This is a genomic window from Acinetobacter sp. JADD-222, assembly GCF_049310645.1.
Genome location: NZ_JBMOWI010000004.1, coordinates 116779 through 137499 on the forward strand (window position 1 = coordinate 116779; position 20721 = coordinate 137499).

A 20721-nucleotide genomic window follows, 5' to 3' on the forward strand; every position below is an offset into this window, starting at 1 on the left:
AAAGCACCTAAAAAGGTGCATTGTTTAATGAGAATAACCAGCGATCGTGCGCCGTTTAAATACTTTCTGAATGATAATTGGGAACCGCTTAGCTATCGGATAACCACCAGCATCACCCACATGATCCAAGCCAGCACTTTTATCTGGCATTCCAAAATCGTCATAGACTTGCTGCTCTAAAGTAGCCGTAAAGTTAGGACACTTATTTGTGTTCACTTTTAGATGTCGATCACCGTCAGCGTTTAGGATCTGTGCATTCACTGCATTTATTCGATCTTTAATGCTTGGGTTTACACCATTCACTTCAACCTTAAAACCATTTTTCTTTAAGATCGCATGATCAGATTCACTAAAGTTCTTTGATGAGGTCGCTTGACCTGAAGCATCTGGTACCACAGTGATATCATGAAAAGGAAAACGCTCTATAATCAACTGACACATGGTCGGTGTATCTCTCACCCCGACCAATTCATCCAAGGCCCTTGGTTTACCTTCTCTAATGACATAAACCACAGCAGCCATCTTAAGTACGTTAAAGTCCATCCCAATAAGTAAAGGCTCGCCCTGCTTGATTTCTTCATCTGTGTGATTTTTAACTCGGTCAAAGTCTGGGTAAACAGCACCACTTGTTAAATTGACAAATTGCCCCTTTAAGTAAGCTGAAATCAATTGTGGCGGATAGGACTCATAAAGCGATGAAATATAGTCATCTGGCAAATTGGCTTCGTTGTCATAAGTTGAAGCCTGGATCATTCCATAAAGCTTTCGCTTAGCTGGTGTTTTATTTGCCTCTTTTACAAACTGCTCATAAGTGAATTTAAACCCTTCAGGTGTTGTGGCCACATCAATACCATTGAGCAAACCAGCTTGCTTATAGCGCATACGCGCAATGATCTTTCGCCAAGCTTGTTGTGCTTTAAGCTTAGCCATGACATCAAGTTCATCAATCAAGCCACGACCAATTTTAAAACCGACAATTGAGTCAGGAATATCCATGGATCGACAAATAATAGTAGTGCGATACTGGCGACCATAATAAATATCGACTTCTTTATTTGACTGATAAACTTTTGTTTTTAAACCCCAGTCAAATGCTACTTCATCAATTGTAGGGTAAAAGATATCTCTGATCTGAGCGTAAGTCGGCGCAAAATAACCTAATGGTACTTTTGGGAACTCCCATGAAGTATTACAAAGGCTTGCACTACCAACCCAAGTTTTTCCAGAACCAAATCCCGCTACAAATGCACGGAATTTATTTTCCATCTGTAAAAAATTAGCCTGAGGTACATTCAGCGTCGGATTGATGTTCGGCATCTTTTTTACTCGCATCTACAACTTGAATGGTCACCTTGACTGGTGTTGGATCATCGTCCCGTTCGCCTTCTCTGATCTTCTCAATCTCAAGTTGTTTCAACTCAACATTTAAAAGCATCAGGTCATGGCCTTGCATTTCTTCCCGAACCTGTTTAATTACCCCCTGCTTCATCAGCCTGTTATTTTTCCAGCCCTCATAAATATTCTGGAGCTCTCTTAAACGATAGGCTTTATTGGCCAAGGGAATGTCATAAACATTCTTTTGGAAATCTGCCCTGGTCTTATTAAACAAAGTAATAAGTTTCTTACTTAAGTTCTTCCCCGTTGCCTTTGTGGGGTCATACGCCTCACATTGTCTTCGGTCAATTTCTATACCAAATCTTTGTTTGACAGCATCCGCTACTTGTTGAGGGGTATCAAAGCAGGCAAGAGACTGAACTATAAAGATTTTCACAGGCTCTTTAAGCGCCGCCATACTCCCCCCTTCGTCCAACTACGTCCAACAAGATAGGCAAAAAAAAGAGCCGCTAGGCTCAGTTGATTACGCAATTTCCGCAGCATCTTGAAATATCTAAATCTGAAACAAACGGCGGATTCTTCGCAGCCTCAACAAGACGTTTTACGCTCTTACTTGGTCCCCACCGTTTGACAACACCAATAAACTCTTCGACATCATGCCCAGCTAAATAGTGCTTAGGTAATCCAGTGGAACTACTGAAGAGCATTTCGCCATCTTCATCGCGTTCTACACCGATGTGGTAAAGTTCATGCTCAATCAAAGCACAAAACTCGCTATCGTTTGCCTTATCGCAAAAACCGCCATCAATCGTAATTAAATAAGTTGGTACAAATCCAAACCAGTCGCGCATCTGTTGCTCTTGACGAGCCTTGCGCCACCCCCCAACGTTAAACATAACTTTTTCGCATTGCCCTAACACCATAGCCTGTTTGCTTTTATAAGCTGAAGAAGCCCAGGCAAATGCTAAAAACTCATCTTGATCATGAAGTATTTCTGCAATGTGGTCATGGTCAGGGTTGTGAAGTGGTCCACCCAATGTAAGAAAGTTTGCTTTAACCCACTCCATTAATTCTGGTGCAGGGATTAAACGGATAGCTTTCTCATTTTCCGATTGATCAAGAAAGTCCGTTGGAGGGAATGGTCTGATCTCCATTGAATATTTGCCTCTTTAAATTTTCGAGCCACTGGCTGGCAAAGTGAGCTTGTATCTGTAATGGTCCAGATTCATTGATTTTGAATCTAGCTGCAGATTCCAATCGAACAATCGTATATCCCATATCATGAGCAGTATCCTCACGATCCAAATCATAAGAAATTTGTTTTCTTTTTCTTCCAGCTGACCAAGGGCCGCCAGCAATTTCCACTAAAATTTTGTATTCAATTAAATGAAAATCAAAACGCCAGTGCTTTGTTGTTTTAAACTGAAAATTCTTTTCATACTTGATTTCCAAAATATCTAAAGCCTTTGTAAATTCTTCTTCTGCTTTTAAATATTTCTCGGTGGCTTTAGGTAATGGTCGGCTTTTGGTTTTTTTTTTAAATTCCTTTTTTCTTGTTAGTCCGAAGTAATCTTTAATTTCCATATAAGGCAGTCCGTAAATTTTTAATGCGCCCCTTCAAACGGATCATTATGCGATCGATAGTAATAAGCTCTTCACGTGATAAACCTGATCTAGATAAAGTTTGATATTTGTTGAGTTCCCTACAACAGAAATCTAATGATTTTTGAGCTTGTACTTTGTCAGTCATAAATTATCCAATTAAAAAAACCACCATTAAGGTGGTTCTGGTTTGTACGTCCAATGTGTGGGCTTAGCTTTGCAATATTCTAAGGCTTGGCTAGTTCCATTAAATCTCATCCTGAGATAAGTCTTACAGTCAATAATCTCACCAAACCCCATTGAGTCATTATCCAAATAAAGAATAACTTCCCCTTTATCAACTGGAGATTCATCCTCAAACTTAATCCAGTTATTAGGCATATATATCTCCCAAAAAAAACCACCTCAAGGGTGGCTTAATTTACAATTACTTTAATTTGGCTTGGCCTTTCACTAGAAAGCCAGTTATATGGACTTTTGAGATCATCTACTACTTGCACAACACAACCAAAAAGAGGTGCTCCAAGTTTTCCCTCTTTATCTGCCACAAAAGAATGATCTATACAACGACTATCCCTCATTAACTCATGATAGGTGTTGCGTGAAATTTCCAATTTGTATGGTTTTTCTTCTTGTTTAAAAAAAGCTTCTTGTATTTCATCTAGAATCATTATTAATTCCTCAAGTTTGATACAAACACTATATCAAGAAATTCTTTCTTAAAAAGAAAAAGCCCCTCCAATAACCATTTTTTAGAGGGGCCATTTGTGCCGAAACAATTACGGCAAACTTACAAACCAAATTATGAAATTAATAATTCATAATTATTAGTTCATTACTTTTCTTGCTCTTGGCTGCTAAATCGCGACCAACCGAATAATTGATGGAAGTAACTTCAAAATTAAATCTCTTAAAGATTTCACGAATCTTTTCATGATCATTAATTGAAAGCATTACCTTCCCTTTGCAATTCTTCATCTTTTCAGCAAGCAATTCGTATTGATCAAGTGGAAAATCTATTCCGTAACCTGCAGTATCAAGATACGGCGGATCCGCGTAAAAGAAAGTATGCTCACGATCATATTTATCAAAGCAAACATCCCAGGTCTGATTTTCAATATAGACACCATTTAAACGCAAATGTGCTGCGCTTAAATATTCCTCAATCCGCAAAAGATTTAAAGAACGACCTGTTGTGGCATAACCGAAAGTTTGGCCAGAAACCTTCCCACCAAATGCATGCTGCTGAAGATAATAAAATCTTGCTGCACGCTGAATATCGGTAAGAGTGTCTGGAACCTTTAATTTTTCCCATTCAAAAATCTGGCGGCTTGATATACACCACTTGAATTGCCTTACAAACTCTTCTAAATGATTTTGAACAACGCGATAAAGATTTACGAGTTCACCATTTAGATCATTTATAACTTCTGTTTTAGCTTGATTTTCCTTTAAGAAAAATAAAGCAGCTCCACCGCAAAACAATTCCACATAACAAGAATGATCTGGGAATCTACTCAACAAATCCTTAGCTAAACGGGTTTTTCCACCTTGCCATGGAATTATTGGTTTTGATTTCATAAATATTTTCCTGTGCAAAAGCAATTGATTCTGATAGCCTTCGCAAATCGTGTGCACGATAGCTGGGCTTGGCTTTTGGCAGGCTACATCTGTCAGGAGGTCGAAGTGCTGTTACCGCAGTACTTCGTCCCCAGTTTTACTCGATATAAAAAACTCGGTCTCCATTTGGAACCGAGTTTTTATTGGGCAATAAAAAAGCCCACCTATTTAGATGAGCTTTTAAATTCAATTTGGTCTAATTTATACTACGACCAATTTAATAAAACTATACCTTAGTTAGCGCAAAAGTGGAAACTAATTTCTCACCTCATTTAAAGTTTCTTCCTTGTAACGTCTAGCAATTTTAGTCGCTTTTTTAATTTCTTCCTCTAATGCAGCAACCATTAACTTTTCATACCGTTTCCAAGTTTGACGATAAACCTCTGGATTCATCTGATAACTTCTAATACCAGCATAAACTAAACGCCCAGGATCTTTATGCCCATTTTCTAATTCAGGATCTAAAGCATAGTCAATAACAATACGAGCAATTAACCAGGCTAAATGATAAATCGCAATTCCTTCTGGCTCTCTTCTTTTATCCTTTTTGGCTCCATCCATCATGATTTTCGCCAGGTGATTCCTAACGTACTCATAATCCTGTTGTGATTTTCCTTCGGTCATAATGACCATTGCAACCGATTTTGTAAGTTGATCACCCATAGCAGCTACCACCCCTAATTTATCTTGAAAGTCTATTGACCTCCCATCTGTACACCTAACATTCGCAGCCCCATAAGATGGTGATTTAAGGCTTCCGCCACTTACGAACCATTCAAAAATTTGAAATCTTGACCAATCCATTACCACTAGAGACTGCATATTCACCACCTTATTTATTCAAATGCTTTTGGAACTCACTGAAAAGTAGTTCCTCGATTGGTTCATCAACACTTAATTCATGATCAAGAGACCAAGGATTTATATAAACTGTATCCCCACACATAACGGCGAGCTTTCCCTTAAACTGACAACCAGAAAATTCCTGACCGTATTTACCTGCATACAGCACAGCCAAAGCATCAAACTCATCTGTACTCAAAAATGCATTCATATTTATTTTCAATATGAAAAATTTCTTATCTACAGTCCAACCTACTGTTTCAATGTCACTCATAAACTCTCCTCAAACCTCTCTAACATCAATACCGTGCACCGTCTTCATCAGGTGTTTCTTGTTGCGATAACTTGGCAGCTTTCTAGTAGCAATAGATTTAACGTCCTCAACGATGTATTCGCCATTGATGAGGTAATAAGTAAAATCCGCAAAATATCTAAGCGCTGGCTTTGTACGTTTCTCCCCCTCTATCTTTGTTCTAGGTGCCAATTCAAATTTTGTATGATGCTCTAAACCAAAGATTTCACCGCGTTGTTGCAATGCTTTAAGTTCGATATACCGCTTGTATTCTTTGGTGCTATCAAAAGTCATTCCATCTAATTGAACTTTCGAGGCATTAAACTTATTACGACCCTTCTTAGCTTTGTGGCCATTTGGAAACTTTGAGTGATAGTCAGCTAAGCTCATGGATGACATCAAGCACCACCCTTATTTAAGCGATCCAATTCATTAGCAAAATGGCTATACATCTGAGACTTTTCAAAATCTCTAATACGACTTAATTCGTGTGCTTCAACTCTGTACTTCTGAGCCATTTCGCTTATTGATTTTTTAAGCTCATCCACAGTCGCTTGTTGTTCTTTTTGAATCTCCCAAGACCACTTTCCAAACTTACTCTCAAACTCACTCATGGCTGGCTCCCTTCTCAAAGAAAAAAGTCACTGGATTTGATTTGATTTCGATTAATCCAAAGCGGAGCAAATGACGTGCATGTGTGCTATCACGCAATAACTGCACATCACGATAATGAGCCAGCATCTTTCTCCAACCTTCCAAAGGCATAGATGACTTGTTTGTATTGCATGGGACGCAAGCGGGATTCATGTTTTCTAAGGTGTCGTTTTGTGGTCTTGTCATTTCTCCTGAAATCAACTTGCCACCACCAATATGAATTAAATCTCGTTTCACAGCTTCGATATGATCCGCATGCCACTTATCGCCAAGCAGCTCACCGCAGTAGGCACAATGACCACCGAATTTTTGCTTGAGCTCAGCACGTTGTTGCTTTGTTAGCTTCATACATTCGCCCCATCAATTAACTGCTGAATATTGCGAGGAATAGGCATACCTTCACGGCGGCACATCTCTGCGTATTCGTGCGGATTGTCGAAAGGATCTGGACCTAACTCATGCGTGAGTTCAGGTTCTTTTTCCTTGGCTTCCAGTTTTTGCACTGGTGCAGGCTTACGCCCATTAATCTTTAAGCGTTGCATTAGTGAATTGAGATGCTTTTGTGCTTCACCATTGCTCACAGGAACATGTTTAGGCTCTTTATGCTCTAGTTGTAGCGGCGGGGTGTAAAACTCTTGCTGACGGCCTTTTAATTGCGCTTTAGCCACCATCACATTGTAGGTCCCAAAGAAATTATCTTGAGCTGCTCTCATTTGGCCCGCTTCGATCAAATACATAACCTCGTCTAATGCGTACTTTGTAATTTGGGTAATCACAACCGAACGATCTGCTGTGAACTTACAAGCACGCGACCAAGCCTCTTCCGGAGACATCCAACTTTCACCAATACACCAGGTGCGGAATTCAGCAAACGAAGGCATGAAACGACCACCAGCTGTAAGCAATCGACCAAGTGCGTTGTTAAATTGATTTTGCTGAACCCCAGCAAGTGTTTTAAGTGAGATCTGCTCTACAACCGACAAAGGTATTGCGCTTTCACCTGTTACCGGGAATTGCTTATTGAACTGTGCCGCATAGACTGTACGAAGAGATGCGATTAATTGACGCACTTCGTTCAAAGTAATCTCATGCATGACCGATCTCCTCAATCATTGGAAACTTTTTTGCTGGGGTTACATCCACAATTTGAGATTGGTTTTGTTCTTCAAAAATATTTGCAAAGTAACCGGGCTCTTGTGGTTTTTGACCTGCAGTAGTGATTTTTTCTTGCTTCTTGCGGTTAGCAGCAACTTGTTTCTCGTTGTTTTGAACCCAAGAAAACCACTTAACCAACCAAAGGCTTGGTGTATTCACTGAACTTGCTTCGTTTGCAAAGTACCAATCTCCAAAGTTTTGAATCATTGTTCTCAAGTCTATTTCAGGTACTGAAACGAATCTCTGTTGAGCAAGTGAAATGAAATCGTATTGAAACTCTGTGTATTCAGAAACGAACTCACGCATTGAGTAACGCTTGTGATCTTCACTTTGGTACTGAGCAAATTGAATTGGAGGAATTTGAGAATTTTCTCCGCGCGCATTACTACTACTATCTATATATTGGTTATCGGTTAACGGTTTATGGTTAAGGTTTTTTTGGCTTTCACTTTCGGAACCCAAATTTAACCCACTGGGTTTTTCTGGATTTTCAGAATTAACCGAACCGTTTTCATTTTGGTTTTCTTTTGGTTTTTCCTTGCGTGGACGCCCACCTTTCTTTCCATTTTCGCGATTTTTATCGCCAATCTTAAGATATGCAGCAATTTCGGCATCACAACGTTTATTGTGAAAACCATCATCTTTCTCACAAAAGAACTCTTCCAGCACAATTAATACTGCTTCCCTTTCTTCTTGGGTATTTGCACGTAACCGACGAAAAACCGACTGGGTTTCTTTGGGTAATGGTTTTTCATTCAAGTAGTAGAAGTCTAAAGCTCTGCGATAGAAGCACTCCTCTACTGGTGTTAGGTGAGCTGTATCAACCATAAAGTCGCTAATATGATGTAAATATTTATACATGGATGCCTCCAAATAAATCTTGGTGTTGTGCATTTGGAGAAATCCAAAGGCATTCTTGACGGCTTACCCCGCCTCTATTTCCTGAGGCCTGAACTGATTTAGTTACTTTCTTCCATCCATCTAATCGGTTGTCATAAATAGGATGTTCATATCCTGAAAGAACTACTTTTCCCTCTACGGTCAAAAGCAAATCAATAAGTTCAATGTGATCTTGGTCTGCTAACTCATGTCTATAAGCAACTACATTTGCAGTTCTAGTACTTGTCACATATGGAGGGTCAACAAAAAAAAGTGTTTCTGGATGGTCATAAAGAGAAATGACTTTGGTAGCAGGTTGATTTTCGATAAGCACCTGCTTAAGACGCTTTGCAAAAAAAGCCAACCTTTCCGGATAGCGATCCCATAAAGAAATTTCATAATTCTTCTGGCGTCCACCAGCCATCCGAAACCCAGTACTACCCTTAGTAGCTCCTGCTGATCCAAATCCCATTTGTGCACGAATTATCATGCGTCTAGCCTTCTCTACTGGGCAGTCTGTATCTTCATAAGCTTGATAAAATTCATCACGTGAAAAAGGCGTCAAAGACAGTTGCTCCTCAAGCATTTGTCTTTGTTCTTCACTTCTTAAGACCTTAAACAAATTGACAACTTCGCTATCAATATCGTTATAAACTTCAATTGAGCTAGGTTGCTTTTTCAAAAGAACTGAAGCACCTCCTCCAAAAGGTTCAACATAAGTTTTGTGGTCAGGAAAATGTGAAATGACCCAATCAGCAATTCTGAACTTACCGCCGTGATAGCGAATTAAAGGGTGATTCATGGTATTCATGCGGCCCCCTTCATTTGATTCGAAATAAATGGATTGTTTGCTCTGGCAATTGCTGCCATAGGTTCAGGTGAGACACTATTTCCACACATATGGACTTGTTCTGTTTTGGTTAAGGGCTTGCCGTCATGACCACGGTCAATGATGTAAGACTGAGGAAACCCTTGAGCTGTGTACAACTCCCGCGGATAAAGCATGCGCATTTTTATATCCACAATTACCCATGGCTCCCCTTTAACCCAAACAGTTACAAGAGCTAGTCGGTCTTTAGTGGTAAGTGTGTCGATGGGTGCAGTAATGTCTCGAGCATCCCCATTTCCGTAGTAATTGATTAGGAAAGCTGCTACACGCAATGCGCCATCCATATTTTCTTTACTAAGTTCTGCTGTAACGAGCTGCTGTTGGCTTCCTTTGTTTGTAATGGTGGTTAATGGGTCTCTTAAGTCATGACCCGCAGTCTCATTGAAACCACCATTAGCCTGCATCATGTATGCAGTAACTAAATTACGTTGTGCTCCTGAAGCTGTAACAGTTCCTAAAGGTTGTGTTATGCAATCAAAGCCTTTACTCCATCTAGGGCTATCAGGCGTTCCCTCACCATGACCGATATGTACTAGCATTGGAGCTACTAATGCATGATGACCACCTTTGACTTGAGCGCATATCGTTGTTAAAGGCTCGAAAATTCCCCAATTACGTTGATGTGACGCATTTGCAAACTCTGTTAAAAATGGCGCTATGATTGGGCTGACAAGTGAACTATGTCCACCATATCCAGCAGTTGTCGTGCCTAAAGGTTCGGTAATTGCATGACCAAAACTCGTATTAAAATCCCTTCCAATAAAAGGAGCTGTATTTTTTACGATGTAAGGTTTTTTGGCATCAAGGACGAGTTTTTTCATACCTCGTGCAACTCGTCTCAAGGTCGCATCAACAAGAGGTTTTGGGCGATCAAAAATAGAATTACCCAAATCACTAAAATCAATGCACTCAGCTGCTTCACGCCATTTTTTTTGACCACGTTTAGGTTTTTTGGCATGAGTAGCTTCTGGCCAAACAATTGCTTGCCCATCACAACGTGCAACCATAAACAGGCGTTTACGAATTGTCGGAGCACTATAGTCTGCAGCAATAATCTTTTTCCATTCCACAACATAACCAAGTCGCTCAAGGCTTCTTACAAAATGTCGCCAAGTTTTTCCGTTCTTTTTTGGATCTGGCACCAAGAACTGATTATCTCTTGGAACATGTTCACCAGGTTCTGCAACTCGGTGTACCTTTTTTCCGTTCACATCAATTTTTTCGAGAGTAATAACACGACCTGTAGTTTTGTCTCGCTTAGCAATAAGAGGGCCCCAATTAAGGATCTGCTCTACATTTTCCAAACTAATAACGTCTGGTTTAACCTTGCCAGCAAACTTAAGAACGACCCATGAAAGGTCACGTATTTCTTTTTTACGTGGTTGACCGCCAGCAGCTTGCGAATGATGTGTGCAGTCTGGGCTTGCATGAAACCAACCGACTTGATAGCCATCACATATTTCAACTGGATCAACTGCAAAAACATCTTGAACATAATGCTTGGCGTGTGGGTGATTAGCTTCATGCATAGAAATAGCTTTAGGGTTATGATTTACAGCAACATGAACAGGCCTGTTTAATCCCATCTCTAAACCTGTGCTGGCACCACCACCACCTGCAAAAAAATCTACAATGATTTTTTCAGAGAAATTTAAATCAAACTGTGTTCTGAAAGAACGTTTAGCATCAACAAATGTATTCATGCTTCACCGCCCTTATTAAGCTGAATGTAAGTACTACCCAAGAAACGGATCCGACCAGCACGACCCAAACTTTTGATAAGTTCTTCAGCTTGCATATAAGTAATACGATGTTGACGAGCTAAAGCCTCTTTGAACTCTTCACGTTTAACTGCCGCATTTTTAGTGTCTGCCTTAATGCGCTCTAAGTTCTCTTCACATTTTTTAATTAATGCGCTAAGTGTATGAAGCGCTGGCTCAAACCAGCTCTGGATTATTTGCTGTTGATTTGATAAATTACTCATGTTCTGCGATTCCTAAAATTAATGAACACGAAAAGCTCGACCTGCAACGTCGGGCTTTTTATTTGCTAAAAGGAAGCTAAATATATTTTTGAATACATTTTTGAATTCATTTGAAGACGTTGTATTCATTGAATTATTTATGTCATTGGATGAAGATTGTTCTAAATCCATTTCGAGCTTTAATCTAATGGCTGCTCTTATCCATTTCGCCCGATCCATTCCATTTGATTTGGCTACATCATCAACTAGCACTTGCACTTCTTCAGGTACTCGAGTGCTTAAACTCACAAGTAATTTATTGCTTATGTGCATATCGTCTAAATTCATGTTTTGCATGTTTTTTCCTCTATATGTTTTGGTAGTGATATTTTTCTCATGATGTGTCCTAAGCGGTTTGTATTTGAAACTCTTTGAGTGATGGACAAAGTTCAGCTGCTTTGAATTCGCCTTCAGTAGCTTTTTCTGCTCTCATTGCTACCACTTCAGACATATTCCATCGTCCTGAAACATAGCCACTAATATTGGCTTGGCTAACTTTCAGGGCTTTTGCAGTGGCGACTTGACCACCAAAATGCTCAACAAGCTTTTGGTAAATGGGTTGCATAGCCATCTCTTAAATATAAGTGATATTAGAATAATATTAGCAAACTAATACTACGTCAATAAGTATTCTAATTTGATTTGTTATTAGTTCACTAATATGCTAACGCGAGTTGTAATAGGTGATCCGATATGCTAAAGGACAGACTTAAAGAAGCCCGTAAGAAGGCTAAAAAATCTCAGAAAGATGTTGTTGAAGCTGTTGGTATTACTCAATCAGCATTGAGTCAGCTCGAAACAGGCTTAGTAAGCTCATCATCGCATTTAGCCTCTATTGCTAAATTTCTTGGTGTAGATGCTTATTGGCTTCAAACTGGTGAGGGTGAGCCTAATAAAGATCACGCTCAACAGCAAAATGATGGTTCAAATTTTAAAAAATTAGACATCGAAGAATTTAAGAAAAAATATAATATTAGTGATAGTGATGAGGCTGTTCTATTTTCAAATATCGTTGAAAAGCCTTTTAATCCAACATCTAAGCGGTGGGTCCCAGTAAAAGCTTACTCTAAAATGGGCATGGATGGCTATTTCGTAGACATGGGTTTTGAAGGAAATGGCGGTGATGGATATATTCCAACTCATACTGCTGGATCAAAAGCATATGCTGTAAAGGGTACTGGGGATTCAATGTTCCCTGCTATTCGTAATGGTTGGTATGTAGTTTGCGATCCAGATGCTGAACTAGTTCCTATGGAATTTGTCCAAGTTTGTCTTAAAGATGGTCGATGTACTATTAAAGAATTCATTGGAATTCAAAATGATGTTTTAAGTCTAATAGCTGTAAATGGCGGAGAAAGACTTACGTTTAATATGGATGAAGTTGAAAGCATTACGGCTATTACTGATATTGTCCCGCCAAGTCAGCATAAACATGATCATCCAAAATCACATTGATAAAATTATGATTTCCAGGAACATACATGGATAACACCAAACTCCCTATTAACCAGATAATATCGCGCATAAACGAAGCGGCTAATGCTAATGAGAGTTTGATCCTCTCAGCTGAAGAAGTGAAAATTCTTTCAAAAGACATTGGTGATAGTTTTTTTATTCCAGTACTTTCTAACGATCAAATCGTTGAGTTAGTAAAAGAAGGTAAACTAGGGCAACCAATAAAGTAATCTTCCCTGTTATCAAAACCCACCTTTTGGTGGGTTTTTTATTACGGCCTATAAAAAATATTAGCAAACTTTTAAAAAAATATTAGCAAACTTATTGACTACTAATATTAGAGAACTTATATTTGTCTCGTAGACAACAAAAAAGCACACCGACCGTCAAATCAAATGTGCTTTGCAAACTGCGAGATCGATTATGAACGTAAAAGCTAATTCTTTCAACTTATTTGCAATTGGTAGTATGGCTGCCCTTGCATTATCAGGCGGTACTTTAGTTGCTTGCCAATTTCAACCAGCAGCTGAAGCTAATGATTCATATACTGCTTTCACTCCTAAAGTTCAACCAAGTACTTACAGCGTATTAACAGCAAAAATCACAAGTAAACGTTCTGGCGTTGCTGTCGTTAAGTTAGATAGCTTTCGCTTAAACGTTAGTTTCGACTTTGAAGCTCATCCAGACAGCTACGGCGTACCAGGTTCCGAATTTACCGCTGTTGATATTACTCAACTAACAGTAAATGAAATCACTGATATTAATGGCAAGTCATACAACGATTTCACTGAATTCGAAGACATTCGCAACATCAATGCAACTCTAAAAGGCTTCATCGAACGTAATAAGTTGGTGGAGGCTTAATTATGGCTAATTCAACTCTAAATCTATCAGAACGCCAACAAGCAGTTTTGCAAACTGTTATCGAGATTAATAAAAAAGGCCATCAGCCTTTTGCTTGGCAAGTTGCTGCATGCATGGTGGTTAAAGGTCACCAAATTACCGAAAAACAATGTGCCTATGATCTAGGTGTAATTATTCGAACTAAAGGTACAGGTGTTTTTTCTGCAAAGTTTGATAGCAATCCTAAAGTTTGGATTTATGAAGAACCTAAGGGAGCTAGTTAATTATGAATGCTCATTTCAAACCACATCCAGACGGTATTAAAACCTATATCGGTCATGACCGCTTAACAGGTCTCTACTCTGTACGTGTCGGCTGGACTGTTTATGCAGCTAATGCAAACTGCAGTGTGCTGTACACCGTAAAAGGTGACGTAAAGACACCTTTAAATGTGGAAGATTTTAAGGCGAAGCGCCCCAAAGTTCTTGCTTCTCTAATGCGAGAAATTGATTTTCAGCGTAGAAAGCAGCTCGCAATAAAGCTACGCGAAACAAACATCCCATCAAATGACCGTAAAAACTATAAGCGTTCACGCGGCTTCACGGGCTCAAGATAAGGATAAGTAATATGGCACTTGCAAATATTGTTCATGCAAATGAACCGATCCATGTAGAAACAATTGTCGCTTATTACTATGCAGATCCGGACATTGGTAAATCTTCTTTAGCTTTTACTGCAAAAGACACCATTTTGTTTGACTTTGATAAAGGTGTTCACCGTGTAGGAGCATTACGTCGAGGAACGGCTGTACAAGTACAAAAATGGACTGATGTATCTAACGTAACTGAAGAGGATCTTAAACCTTATAAAACTGTTGCTTTCGACACTGTAGGCACCATGCTTGATTGCGTCAAAATCTATTATCAAGGCATTCAAGGAAATACCCAGAGAGATGGAAACCTGACTTTAAAAGCCCAAGGTTATGCTGGTAATGATTTTATTGGATTAATTAATCGTATTCGTAGTTATGGCAAACACATCATTTTTATTGGTCATGCTGAAGAACAGCGTAATGATGATTTGTTAATTCACCGTCCTTCTATGAGTGGTAAAAATCGTGATGTGCTTTACCGCATATCAGACATCATGGCCTATCTAACTTATGAAAAAGCTACAGATGGGCAAATTGTCCGTGTTCTAAAGTTCAAAGCTTCAAATTCGCATCATGCCAAAAACTCAGGAAATCTTGGTGCTGAAACAGGTGGAAATATAGTTTTACCAGATCTTTACCACGCCCCTACATTTTTCGGTGATTTGATCGAGCAAGCAAAAAGTCATCTTAACACTATGACCCCTGCCCAGTTGCAAACGATGAAGGCAATTGAAGAGCGCGATCAATTCTTTTCCGAATGCGATCAAAATAATTATGTTTTTGAGCTAAATACATTAATTGAACAGCTCGACAAAAACCATCCTCACTATAAAGAAATGCGTAAGCACTTCATTGATAGAGTTAAAAGCTTGGGCTTTGTATTTGACACTGAGAAAAACAAATACATGGATCCTAATTCTATTCCAGTGGATTTAATCACCGAAGCTGATCGTGATCAATTACAGGTGTTTATAGATACTTGTGGTTTAGATGTTAAGTCGGTCTGTGAACATTTCGGCATCGATGCTCTGACTCAAATAGAAGCGGTACAGCTAGAAAAAGTAAAACAAGAAATTGAACAACTTGCAAAACAGGAAATCTCTGCATGAGTGCAATCATTTTAGATACTGAAACTAACACTTTAAACGGCTATCCAATTGAGATAGCCCATGTACCAACTTACTTTGAAAATGGTGTGTTGGTTGTCAATAAAGATGCCTGTTTTGACGAGTACTTTTCTTGTCCAGATAAAATTGAATATGGTGCTATGGCTGTACATCACATTTTAGAAAGTGACATTGCAGGTAAACCAAGCTATGAAACTTTCCGTGCTCCAGAATGTGAATTCATCATTGGCCATAATATTGATTATGACATTCAAGCTATTCGATTAGCTCATAAAGAATTTAGTGCGAAGGCAATTTGTACACTAGCCCTTTCAAGAATGGTATGGCCTGAAGAGGCTCATAACATTTCAACATTAGTTTACATGCTGACCAAAGGGAGTGAGAAAGCCCGTCAAAGTATTCGTAATGCCCACAATGCAAAGCAGGACGTATTTTTAACAGGTTTTGTTTTAACCCATATTTGCAAGAATCTCGGCCTTAAAGATATGCAATCGCTCTACCTTGCATCTGAACATGCACGAGTTCCGACCATCATGCCTTTTGGTAAATACAAAGGGACAAAAATTAAAGATCTACCCGCTGATTATGTTGCTTGGTTGTTAAGACAGGACGAAATAGATCAGTACGTACTTAAAGCATTAAAAGGATAAGAATATGACAAATTTAATTTCAGCTAACGAAGCATTTGAAGCTCTTCAAAAAGGTAAAACTGTACTTTGTCGTCCAGCTGGAGACATGTTGGACTTTGCCGATTTAGATCAATTCCCTGCTTCTGTGTTTGGTAAACCGGGTTTTGAATTCTGCATCAAAATTGATGTGATTGAACTTGCTGGCATTACCTTTACTAAGCCTTTAACTGTTGATGAATTAGAGATTGATAAAGAGGTATTTGTTATTAATCCCGCTGGTTTTATTGAGAAGCATATTTATCAAGGTGTGGGTTATGGCATTGTCACTATGGTTGATGGCGGTTTTGCTCAACGTGATTTGGATAATGCCAGATTACAATATGAAGCTCTTTGTAAAGTACTTGGTGGCAATTCAATAAAAGATGTGCCTTTGAAAACTACGGAACTTGAGATTGAGAATAAACAGTCAAAGAAGCGTAGTAAAAAAGAGCCTCAGGTCAAGGCAGAAGAACCACAAGTTAAAGAAAAGAATAGTGAAGTTATTGCTGTAGAAACTCAGCCTGCAATTGTTATTACTGAACAAACTAATGTCACCACGTCAGAGGATCTGTTAGTTCCAGAAACTTCTGATCCAGATATAAAGCCGAATGTTAATGCTCAATTTGAAATTTTGCTGGATGCCATTCGCATTTGCCAATCTGAAAAAGAACTCGACTCAACTTGTGTAAATCTTGAAAAAGAAGGCTTTTCACCTGAGCAAATCAAATCGATTGATGATGCTAAACAAAATCGCCTGACTGAGCTTGACGCGCAAGAAATTGATGCAGTTACCTCTATGCCTGAAAACTATGAGTCTCTTGTTAAAACTATTCAACAGGCCCATACACCTGAAGAGGTAAATAGTGTTGTTCGGTATACCTCTAAATGGACTGAAGAACAACGCAAGCCACTATTAAATGAAATGCATAAACGCCTATCTGAGTTAAATCAAACTAAACAGCAAGATGATGGGCTATCTCCTTTAATTGTTCGCCTTCAATATGCGGCAGATCTAAAAACACTTGAAGAATTAGAACGTGAAATTCCTTCACGCAATCCAGATGTTCATAAGACATTGTGGAACATGGCCAAAAAACGCCGTGCTGAATTAAGTGTCCCAGTAACTCCTTCGGCTGAACCTGATTATTTACTGGAGAATTACCCATGAAATACCGGTATTCCACAACCACTCGCACGTTAATTGTTATCGGTAATTTTATGAATCACCACTTCGACAATGTTAATGCTTCTGAGATTGAACAATGTCTCTATGACGTAAAGCTTAAAGAAGGAAGCTGGGGAAAATAATGCGAACAGTAGTAAAACGCAAAAATCTACTAGCTTTCAAAATTTGGTTAGCCCTTCTGGGCTACCAAGTTAAAGATATGGAAGATGGCCGAGGCTTTAATTTCCGCTTTAAAAAGCAATACGGCATGGTTACTAGAGCATTAACTGGAAATGAGCTGGCTAATTCACTTGGTAAAGAATTTGAAGAACATTTGAAGGCTTAAATATGGAAGTAAGAATTAAAACTTTTACTGGAGAAATGGGCCTACCTTCTAATCTTCAGCTCAATGTGGTTTATCACGCAATTCGAATTGATGAGCATCGAATGAAAGTTACTTGTGATGATGGCCAAGTGATTACAACCAATATTTCTAAATCTGGCTATTTGGGCGATTGGGGTGAATGGGAAATAGTTTCGGAGGATCAAACGTGATTGATTTGAATAAAGAAAGAGAAGCTTTTCAAAGATTTCTTCAAACGAAAGGTGTAGTAAAAGTTGGTTGGAATAGTTTAGGTGTTATAACAAATTTGGTTCGTGAAGCTGGCTGCACACTTAGTTATAACGACATTGAATTAATGCAGGAAGTTTGGATGGAAAAAGCCAAAGCTCAGCCGGTGCCAGAACAAATTGCAGATGATATCCAATCTTGGGTTGCTGTCGTATCCATACAAGCAATGGAGTTAGACGGCGAAACTTTTGTAGTGGGGGCAAATGAACTTGCAGAGTTTATTGAGCAATTAGTTAATAGCGAATCAGGAGAAGCAGAGTGAGTAAAGTTATTGGTGAAGTTAATCTAACACCTAATCGTATTGAAGGTACACCTGCTGAGGTAGCTGCACATATCTTTCAAAATATTATTTGCCCAAGTACTGAAGAGCTACTAAAAAATAATCCTGAAGCAGCAAAAGTTTTTGCATACCATATTTTTGGTTTGGCTCTGTCTCAGTTTGCTGAATTTCAATCTACTAAGAATTTTGAGAAAACTGTGAGCGTTACTCTGAATAACTTAGTGATGCGTTTGAAACAAGAACGCAATGAATTGAGGAACTGATCGATGAGTAGATTAAGTGAAACTTTTGAAAAAGCTTTCAAAAATGGTGGACTTGATTTGCGAGTGTTAATGGAATCATTTGACGTTCGATTTGAAAACTTAAGTCTTGATGATGTGCGATTTATTCAATCTGAATGTAGAGAAGTCCTACAAAAATTTGAAGAAGCTGAAAAAGTTGATTGTTATAAAACACGTAACCTTTTTTATCTTGGCTTTGATGATACTGCCTATTTCTCCGTTGATGAAGTTGATTTAATAAAGAAATTAGCGGGTGATCAAATCAAGGAAGGTAATTTCGATTTTGAGGTGAAAAAGATACGGCTCTCTGAGCCTGTTCTATTCGGGCACATTAAAGACCGTAAGCAATGGGAGGTGCCAAAATGAGTGAATTTAATTTCGAAGAGCTCTATTTGATGGCTTTGATGAACTCGCCTAAGCCCAAAACAAGACCGAATTGGGTTCATGTTGAAAAACATGGACCAGGATCTTCAAAAGCTCACGAAATTTGCAGATATTTCGGTATCGATCCAGAAGGAACAATTTTTGAGGCAGAAAATAAAAAGGTCTTAGAGATGAATATTATTTTAACTGAAACAGATCTAGATGTAGCGCTTAATAATGGTGATTCGTACCGAGACATTCTTAATCATGTCGCATTCTTACTTATTGAAAAAGTATTAGTAAAGACCAGAGGCAATAAAACCGAAGCAGCGCAAATTCTCGGTATGACTAGAGAGACTTTAAATAAAGTAATAAAGCGTGTGAATACTAAGAAGGAGGAAGTTTAAATGGGTGCGTTGAAATTAAGACCTGAAGAAAAATTGCAGCAGCTCATTGATTCTGGCGCAAGTTTAGTAAGCACTATTGATGCTGCAAAGGTCCTAGGTTATAAGCCCAACACTTTGCGAGTATGGGCTAGTCGAGGGGGCGGTGATTTAACACCAGTTATGACTAAAAACGGTGCACGTTGGCGGCTAACTGATATCAGAAATCTTGTAGGGGCTTAGGCCCCTTTTTCTTCGTCTATTATTCCCGCTTCAGTTAAAATCCAATCTTCAATACGTTGATGATGTATTCTTAGTAAATCAACTGGACGATCTTTATAATGTTTCTCTTGGGTTGCACTAGGTTTATGGCCCATTATCTGAGCGACTACACCCGCTGGCACATCCAGCCACTCTGTAAGGTTACTAAAAGAACGTCTTAAATCGTGAATTGTAAAACGTGGCAAACCCTTCTCTTTTAAATGTTGATAGTATTTTTTGCGCACATCGGTAACGTAACCACAATCAGAATTAGTAGACCAAAATACATAATTTGATTCTGGATGTTTTGGAAGACTTAATAATAGTTTCTCTACGTATCTTGTCATTGGGATAATACGATAATCTTGATCAACTTTATCCCAAACTTTTATAGTTTTCCATTTAAAATCTAACAAGTGATATTCTAATCCTCGCATCGATTCAGAACGTGGACCTGTTAAAATTGTTATTTGTAAAAAGGCTCGGTGCATTATATTCGGTAAATCATTAACTGCTTTAAACCATGTCGCAAGCTGATTTCTTTGTATAGCTTGTTTTTTAGCTTTTACAGTTGGAACTACTTTACGAACGCGTTTAGATTTATGAGCTTCATCATTAATAATCTGTGAATAGACTTCGTGCTCCATGCACCAATTAATAAATGCACGTAATGTTCTAAACCCTAAAGCAGCTCGGGTAGGTCTTGTTTTAGCTTCTTCAATTTGCCAATAAATTATAAATTCAGCATTAATCTCATATAATGGTTTATCTAATAATGAAGCTAATACACCAGGTATTGTTAGACCCGGGCCCCTTTTTTTCTTTTCTCCACCGCGGTGTATTAAAGTGTAATGATCATTAATATAACGATCACTCCAAGCTGTTTTATTTTCCTCAACATATTCTAAAAAAGCAGTTTCAAATTTTATTTTCTTTTGTTCTTGTAATTCAGAATATTCATTATTTTTATAATTCTCTTCAGCTTTACTACGTCTTGGATCAATTCCCTGATCACATAGTTGCTGTAATCGTCTAGACTCTTTTCTTGCATCATCTAAAGACCATATAGTAACGCCGCCTATTGTTATACGAATAGATTTACCAGAAACACGACTTTGAAATATGTAAGATCTATTCTCATTCTGTGTTACCCTGACAGATAAACTTGGTGTATCACTATCCCAATAAAATATTTGGTTCTTACCTTCAGTTGGAGGATCAAATTTTAAAACTTTAAGGGTTGTGAACTTGGTTTTCATAAAAAAGCGGTTACATGGGGTTCGTGTAAGCAGTATGTAAGCAAATTAATTCAATCATAGT

The 20721-nt window shown here is 38.6% G+C and carries 37 protein-coding genes; 16 read left to right on the top strand and 21 right to left on the bottom strand.

Annotation, left to right across the window (positions count from 1 at the left end):
* Nucleotides 1-24: 24 nt before the first annotated feature.
* The 20 genes from ACO6UW_RS05585 to ACO6UW_RS05680 form a co-directional block, all read right to left on the bottom strand.
* A complete protein-coding gene (locus ACO6UW_RS05585; RefSeq protein ID WP_119048113.1) occupies nt 25-1317 on the bottom strand; it encodes a terminase large subunit domain-containing protein in 1293 nt (430 codons plus the stop codon).
* Complete coding sequence (locus ACO6UW_RS05590; RefSeq protein WP_068549399.1) at nt 1277-1792, bottom strand: DUF2280 domain-containing protein; 516 nt, start codon at nt 1790-1792, stop codon at nt 1277-1279. Before ACO6UW_RS05590 ends, ACO6UW_RS05585 begins: the two co-directional genes overlap by 41 nt.
* Nucleotides 1793-1850: 58 nt before the next feature.
* Nucleotides 1851-2489, bottom strand: a complete 639-nt coding sequence (locus tag ACO6UW_RS05595; protein WP_057090120.1) for a putative metallopeptidase — start codon at nt 2487-2489, stop codon at nt 1851-1853.
* A complete protein-coding gene (locus ACO6UW_RS05600; RefSeq protein ID WP_348891921.1) occupies nt 2452-2919 on the bottom strand; it encodes a hypothetical protein in 468 nt (155 codons plus the stop codon). Before ACO6UW_RS05600 ends, ACO6UW_RS05595 begins: the two co-directional genes overlap by 38 nt.
* Nucleotides 2909-3085 carry a hypothetical protein gene (locus ACO6UW_RS05605; RefSeq protein WP_348891920.1) on the bottom strand — a complete coding sequence of 59 codons (177 nt, stop codon included), beginning with the start codon at nt 3083-3085 and terminating at the stop codon, nt 2909-2911. The genes ACO6UW_RS05600 and ACO6UW_RS05605 overlap by 11 nt, the downstream gene beginning before the upstream one ends.
* A 26-nt stretch (nt 3086-3111) precedes the next feature.
* A complete protein-coding gene (locus ACO6UW_RS05610) occupies nt 3112-3318 on the bottom strand; it encodes a hypothetical protein (protein ID WP_348891918.1) in 207 nt (68 codons plus the stop codon).
* Nucleotides 3319-3353: 35 nt separating this feature from the next.
* Nucleotides 3354-3608, bottom strand: a complete 255-nt coding sequence (locus ACO6UW_RS05615; protein ID WP_348891917.1) for a hypothetical protein — start codon at nt 3606-3608, stop codon at nt 3354-3356.
* A gap of 139 nt (nt 3609-3747) precedes the next feature.
* Complete coding sequence (locus ACO6UW_RS05620; protein ID WP_348891916.1) at nt 3748-4518, bottom strand: DNA adenine methylase; 771 nt, start codon at nt 4516-4518, stop codon at nt 3748-3750.
* A gap of 294 nt (nt 4519-4812) precedes the next feature.
* On the bottom strand, nt 4813-5379 hold the full coding sequence (locus ACO6UW_RS05625; protein WP_068541668.1) for a hypothetical protein: 567 nt from the start codon (nt 5377-5379) through the stop codon (nt 4813-4815).
* Between the two features lie 10 nt (nt 5380-5389).
* Nucleotides 5390-5674, bottom strand: a complete 285-nt coding sequence (locus ACO6UW_RS05630) for a hypothetical protein (RefSeq protein ID WP_347761716.1) — start codon at nt 5672-5674, stop codon at nt 5390-5392.
* 9 nt (nt 5675-5683) lie between these two features.
* A complete protein-coding gene (locus ACO6UW_RS05635; protein WP_347761717.1) occupies nt 5684-6091 on the bottom strand; it encodes a DUF1064 domain-containing protein in 408 nt (135 codons plus the stop codon).
* A complete protein-coding gene (locus ACO6UW_RS05640) occupies nt 6091-6306 on the bottom strand; it encodes a hypothetical protein (RefSeq protein ID WP_347761718.1) in 216 nt (71 codons plus the stop codon). The genes ACO6UW_RS05635 and ACO6UW_RS05640 overlap by 1 nt, the downstream gene beginning before the upstream one ends.
* Nucleotides 6299-6694 carry an HNH endonuclease gene (locus ACO6UW_RS05645; protein ID WP_347761719.1) on the bottom strand — a complete coding sequence of 132 codons (396 nt, stop codon included), beginning with the start codon at nt 6692-6694 and terminating at the stop codon, nt 6299-6301. Before ACO6UW_RS05645 ends, ACO6UW_RS05640 begins: the two co-directional genes overlap by 8 nt.
* A complete protein-coding gene (locus ACO6UW_RS05650; RefSeq protein ID WP_347761720.1) occupies nt 6691-7440 on the bottom strand; it encodes a hypothetical protein in 750 nt (249 codons plus the stop codon). Before ACO6UW_RS05650 ends, ACO6UW_RS05645 begins: the two co-directional genes overlap by 4 nt.
* Entirely contained in the window at nt 7433-8362 is a 930-nt protein-coding gene (locus tag ACO6UW_RS05655) for a YdaU family protein (protein WP_347761721.1), read from the bottom strand. The genes ACO6UW_RS05650 and ACO6UW_RS05655 overlap by 8 nt, the downstream gene beginning before the upstream one ends.
* Nucleotides 8355-9191 carry a DNA adenine methylase gene (locus ACO6UW_RS05660; RefSeq protein ID WP_347761722.1) on the bottom strand — a complete coding sequence of 279 codons (837 nt, stop codon included), beginning with the start codon at nt 9189-9191 and terminating at the stop codon, nt 8355-8357. Before ACO6UW_RS05660 ends, ACO6UW_RS05655 begins: the two co-directional genes overlap by 8 nt.
* Nucleotides 9188-10972 carry a DNA cytosine methyltransferase gene (locus tag ACO6UW_RS05665; RefSeq protein WP_422406004.1) on the bottom strand — a complete coding sequence of 595 codons (1785 nt, stop codon included), beginning with the start codon at nt 10970-10972 and terminating at the stop codon, nt 9188-9190. Before ACO6UW_RS05665 ends, ACO6UW_RS05660 begins: the two co-directional genes overlap by 4 nt.
* Nucleotides 10969-11253, bottom strand: a complete 285-nt coding sequence (locus ACO6UW_RS05670; RefSeq protein WP_347761724.1) for a hypothetical protein — start codon at nt 11251-11253, stop codon at nt 10969-10971. Before ACO6UW_RS05670 ends, ACO6UW_RS05665 begins: the two co-directional genes overlap by 4 nt.
* 18 nt (nt 11254-11271) lie before the next feature.
* Nucleotides 11272-11589, bottom strand: coding sequence for a hypothetical protein (locus ACO6UW_RS05675; protein ID WP_347761725.1), 318 nt, complete (start codon nt 11587-11589; stop codon nt 11272-11274).
* A gap of 49 nt (nt 11590-11638) precedes the next feature.
* Nucleotides 11639-11857, bottom strand: coding sequence for a YdaS family helix-turn-helix protein (locus ACO6UW_RS05680; RefSeq protein ID WP_347761726.1), 219 nt, complete (start codon nt 11855-11857; stop codon nt 11639-11641).
* Between the two features lie 128 nt (nt 11858-11985).
* On the opposite strand from ACO6UW_RS05680, the gene ACO6UW_RS05685 reads away from it, so the two are divergent.
* From ACO6UW_RS05685 to ACO6UW_RS05760, 16 genes are all read left to right on the top strand, one after another.
* Entirely contained in the window at nt 11986-12747 is a 762-nt protein-coding gene (locus ACO6UW_RS05685) for a helix-turn-helix domain-containing protein (RefSeq protein WP_347761727.1), read from the top strand.
* 26 nt (nt 12748-12773) lie between these two features.
* The gene (locus tag ACO6UW_RS05690) at nt 12774-12977 is read left to right on the top strand and encodes a hypothetical protein (RefSeq protein ID WP_347761728.1); all 204 of its coding nucleotides are present in this window, start codon (nt 12774-12776) and stop codon (nt 12975-12977) included.
* A 193-nt stretch (nt 12978-13170) separates the two neighbouring features.
* Nucleotides 13171-13611: a hypothetical protein gene (locus ACO6UW_RS05695; protein WP_347761729.1), complete on the top strand. Its 441-nt coding sequence runs from the start codon at nt 13171-13173 to the stop codon at nt 13609-13611.
* A gap of 2 nt (nt 13612-13613) precedes the next feature.
* Complete coding sequence (locus ACO6UW_RS05700) at nt 13614-13874, top strand: hypothetical protein (protein WP_347761730.1); 261 nt, start codon at nt 13614-13616, stop codon at nt 13872-13874.
* A gap of 2 nt (nt 13875-13876) precedes the next feature.
* Nucleotides 13877-14206 carry a hypothetical protein gene (locus ACO6UW_RS05705; RefSeq protein WP_347761731.1) on the top strand — a complete coding sequence of 110 codons (330 nt, stop codon included), beginning with the start codon at nt 13877-13879 and terminating at the stop codon, nt 14204-14206.
* 11 nt (nt 14207-14217) lie between these two features.
* Entirely contained in the window at nt 14218-15351 is a 1134-nt protein-coding gene (locus tag ACO6UW_RS05710; protein WP_347761732.1) for an ATP-binding protein, read from the top strand.
* A complete protein-coding gene (locus tag ACO6UW_RS05715) occupies nt 15348-16019 on the top strand; it encodes a putative quorum-sensing-regulated virulence factor (protein WP_347761733.1) in 672 nt (223 codons plus the stop codon). The genes ACO6UW_RS05710 and ACO6UW_RS05715 overlap by 4 nt, the downstream gene beginning before the upstream one ends.
* A 4-nt stretch (nt 16020-16023) precedes the next feature.
* Nucleotides 16024-17205, top strand: a complete 1182-nt coding sequence (locus tag ACO6UW_RS05720; protein WP_372552637.1) for a hypothetical protein — start codon at nt 16024-16026, stop codon at nt 17203-17205.
* Nucleotides 17202-17345: a hypothetical protein gene (locus tag ACO6UW_RS05725; protein ID WP_348891914.1), complete on the top strand. Its 144-nt coding sequence runs from the start codon at nt 17202-17204 to the stop codon at nt 17343-17345. Before ACO6UW_RS05720 ends, ACO6UW_RS05725 begins: the two co-directional genes overlap by 4 nt.
* Nucleotides 17345-17548 carry a hypothetical protein gene (locus ACO6UW_RS05730; protein ID WP_078210431.1) on the top strand — a complete coding sequence of 68 codons (204 nt, stop codon included), beginning with the start codon at nt 17345-17347 and terminating at the stop codon, nt 17546-17548. The genes ACO6UW_RS05725 and ACO6UW_RS05730 overlap by 1 nt, the downstream gene beginning before the upstream one ends.
* Nucleotides 17549-17550: 2 nt before the next feature.
* Nucleotides 17551-17757, top strand: coding sequence for a hypothetical protein (locus tag ACO6UW_RS05735; RefSeq protein WP_348891913.1), 207 nt, complete (start codon nt 17551-17553; stop codon nt 17755-17757).
* The gene (locus ACO6UW_RS05740; protein WP_348891912.1) at nt 17754-18095 is read left to right on the top strand and encodes a hypothetical protein; all 342 of its coding nucleotides are present in this window, start codon (nt 17754-17756) and stop codon (nt 18093-18095) included. The genes ACO6UW_RS05735 and ACO6UW_RS05740 overlap by 4 nt, the downstream gene beginning before the upstream one ends.
* Nucleotides 18092-18376, top strand: coding sequence for a hypothetical protein (locus ACO6UW_RS05745; RefSeq protein WP_348891911.1), 285 nt, complete (start codon nt 18092-18094; stop codon nt 18374-18376). Before ACO6UW_RS05740 ends, ACO6UW_RS05745 begins: the two co-directional genes overlap by 4 nt.
* 3 nt (nt 18377-18379) lie before the next feature.
* Nucleotides 18380-18760 carry a hypothetical protein gene (locus tag ACO6UW_RS05750; protein ID WP_348891910.1) on the top strand — a complete coding sequence of 127 codons (381 nt, stop codon included), beginning with the start codon at nt 18380-18382 and terminating at the stop codon, nt 18758-18760.
* Nucleotides 18757-19164, top strand: coding sequence for a helix-turn-helix domain-containing protein (locus tag ACO6UW_RS05755; protein ID WP_348891909.1), 408 nt, complete (start codon nt 18757-18759; stop codon nt 19162-19164). Before ACO6UW_RS05750 ends, ACO6UW_RS05755 begins: the two co-directional genes overlap by 4 nt.
* Entirely contained in the window at nt 19165-19383 is a 219-nt protein-coding gene (locus ACO6UW_RS05760; RefSeq protein WP_348891908.1) for a hypothetical protein, read from the top strand.
* On the opposite strand, the gene ACO6UW_RS05765 is transcribed toward ACO6UW_RS05760, so the two are convergent.
* Entirely contained in the window at nt 19380-20660 is a 1281-nt protein-coding gene (locus ACO6UW_RS05765) for an integrase family protein (protein ID WP_348891906.1), read from the bottom strand. The two genes, ACO6UW_RS05760 and ACO6UW_RS05765, sit on opposite strands and share 4 nt — an antisense overlap.
* Between the last annotated feature and the right edge of the window lie 61 nt (nt 20661-20721).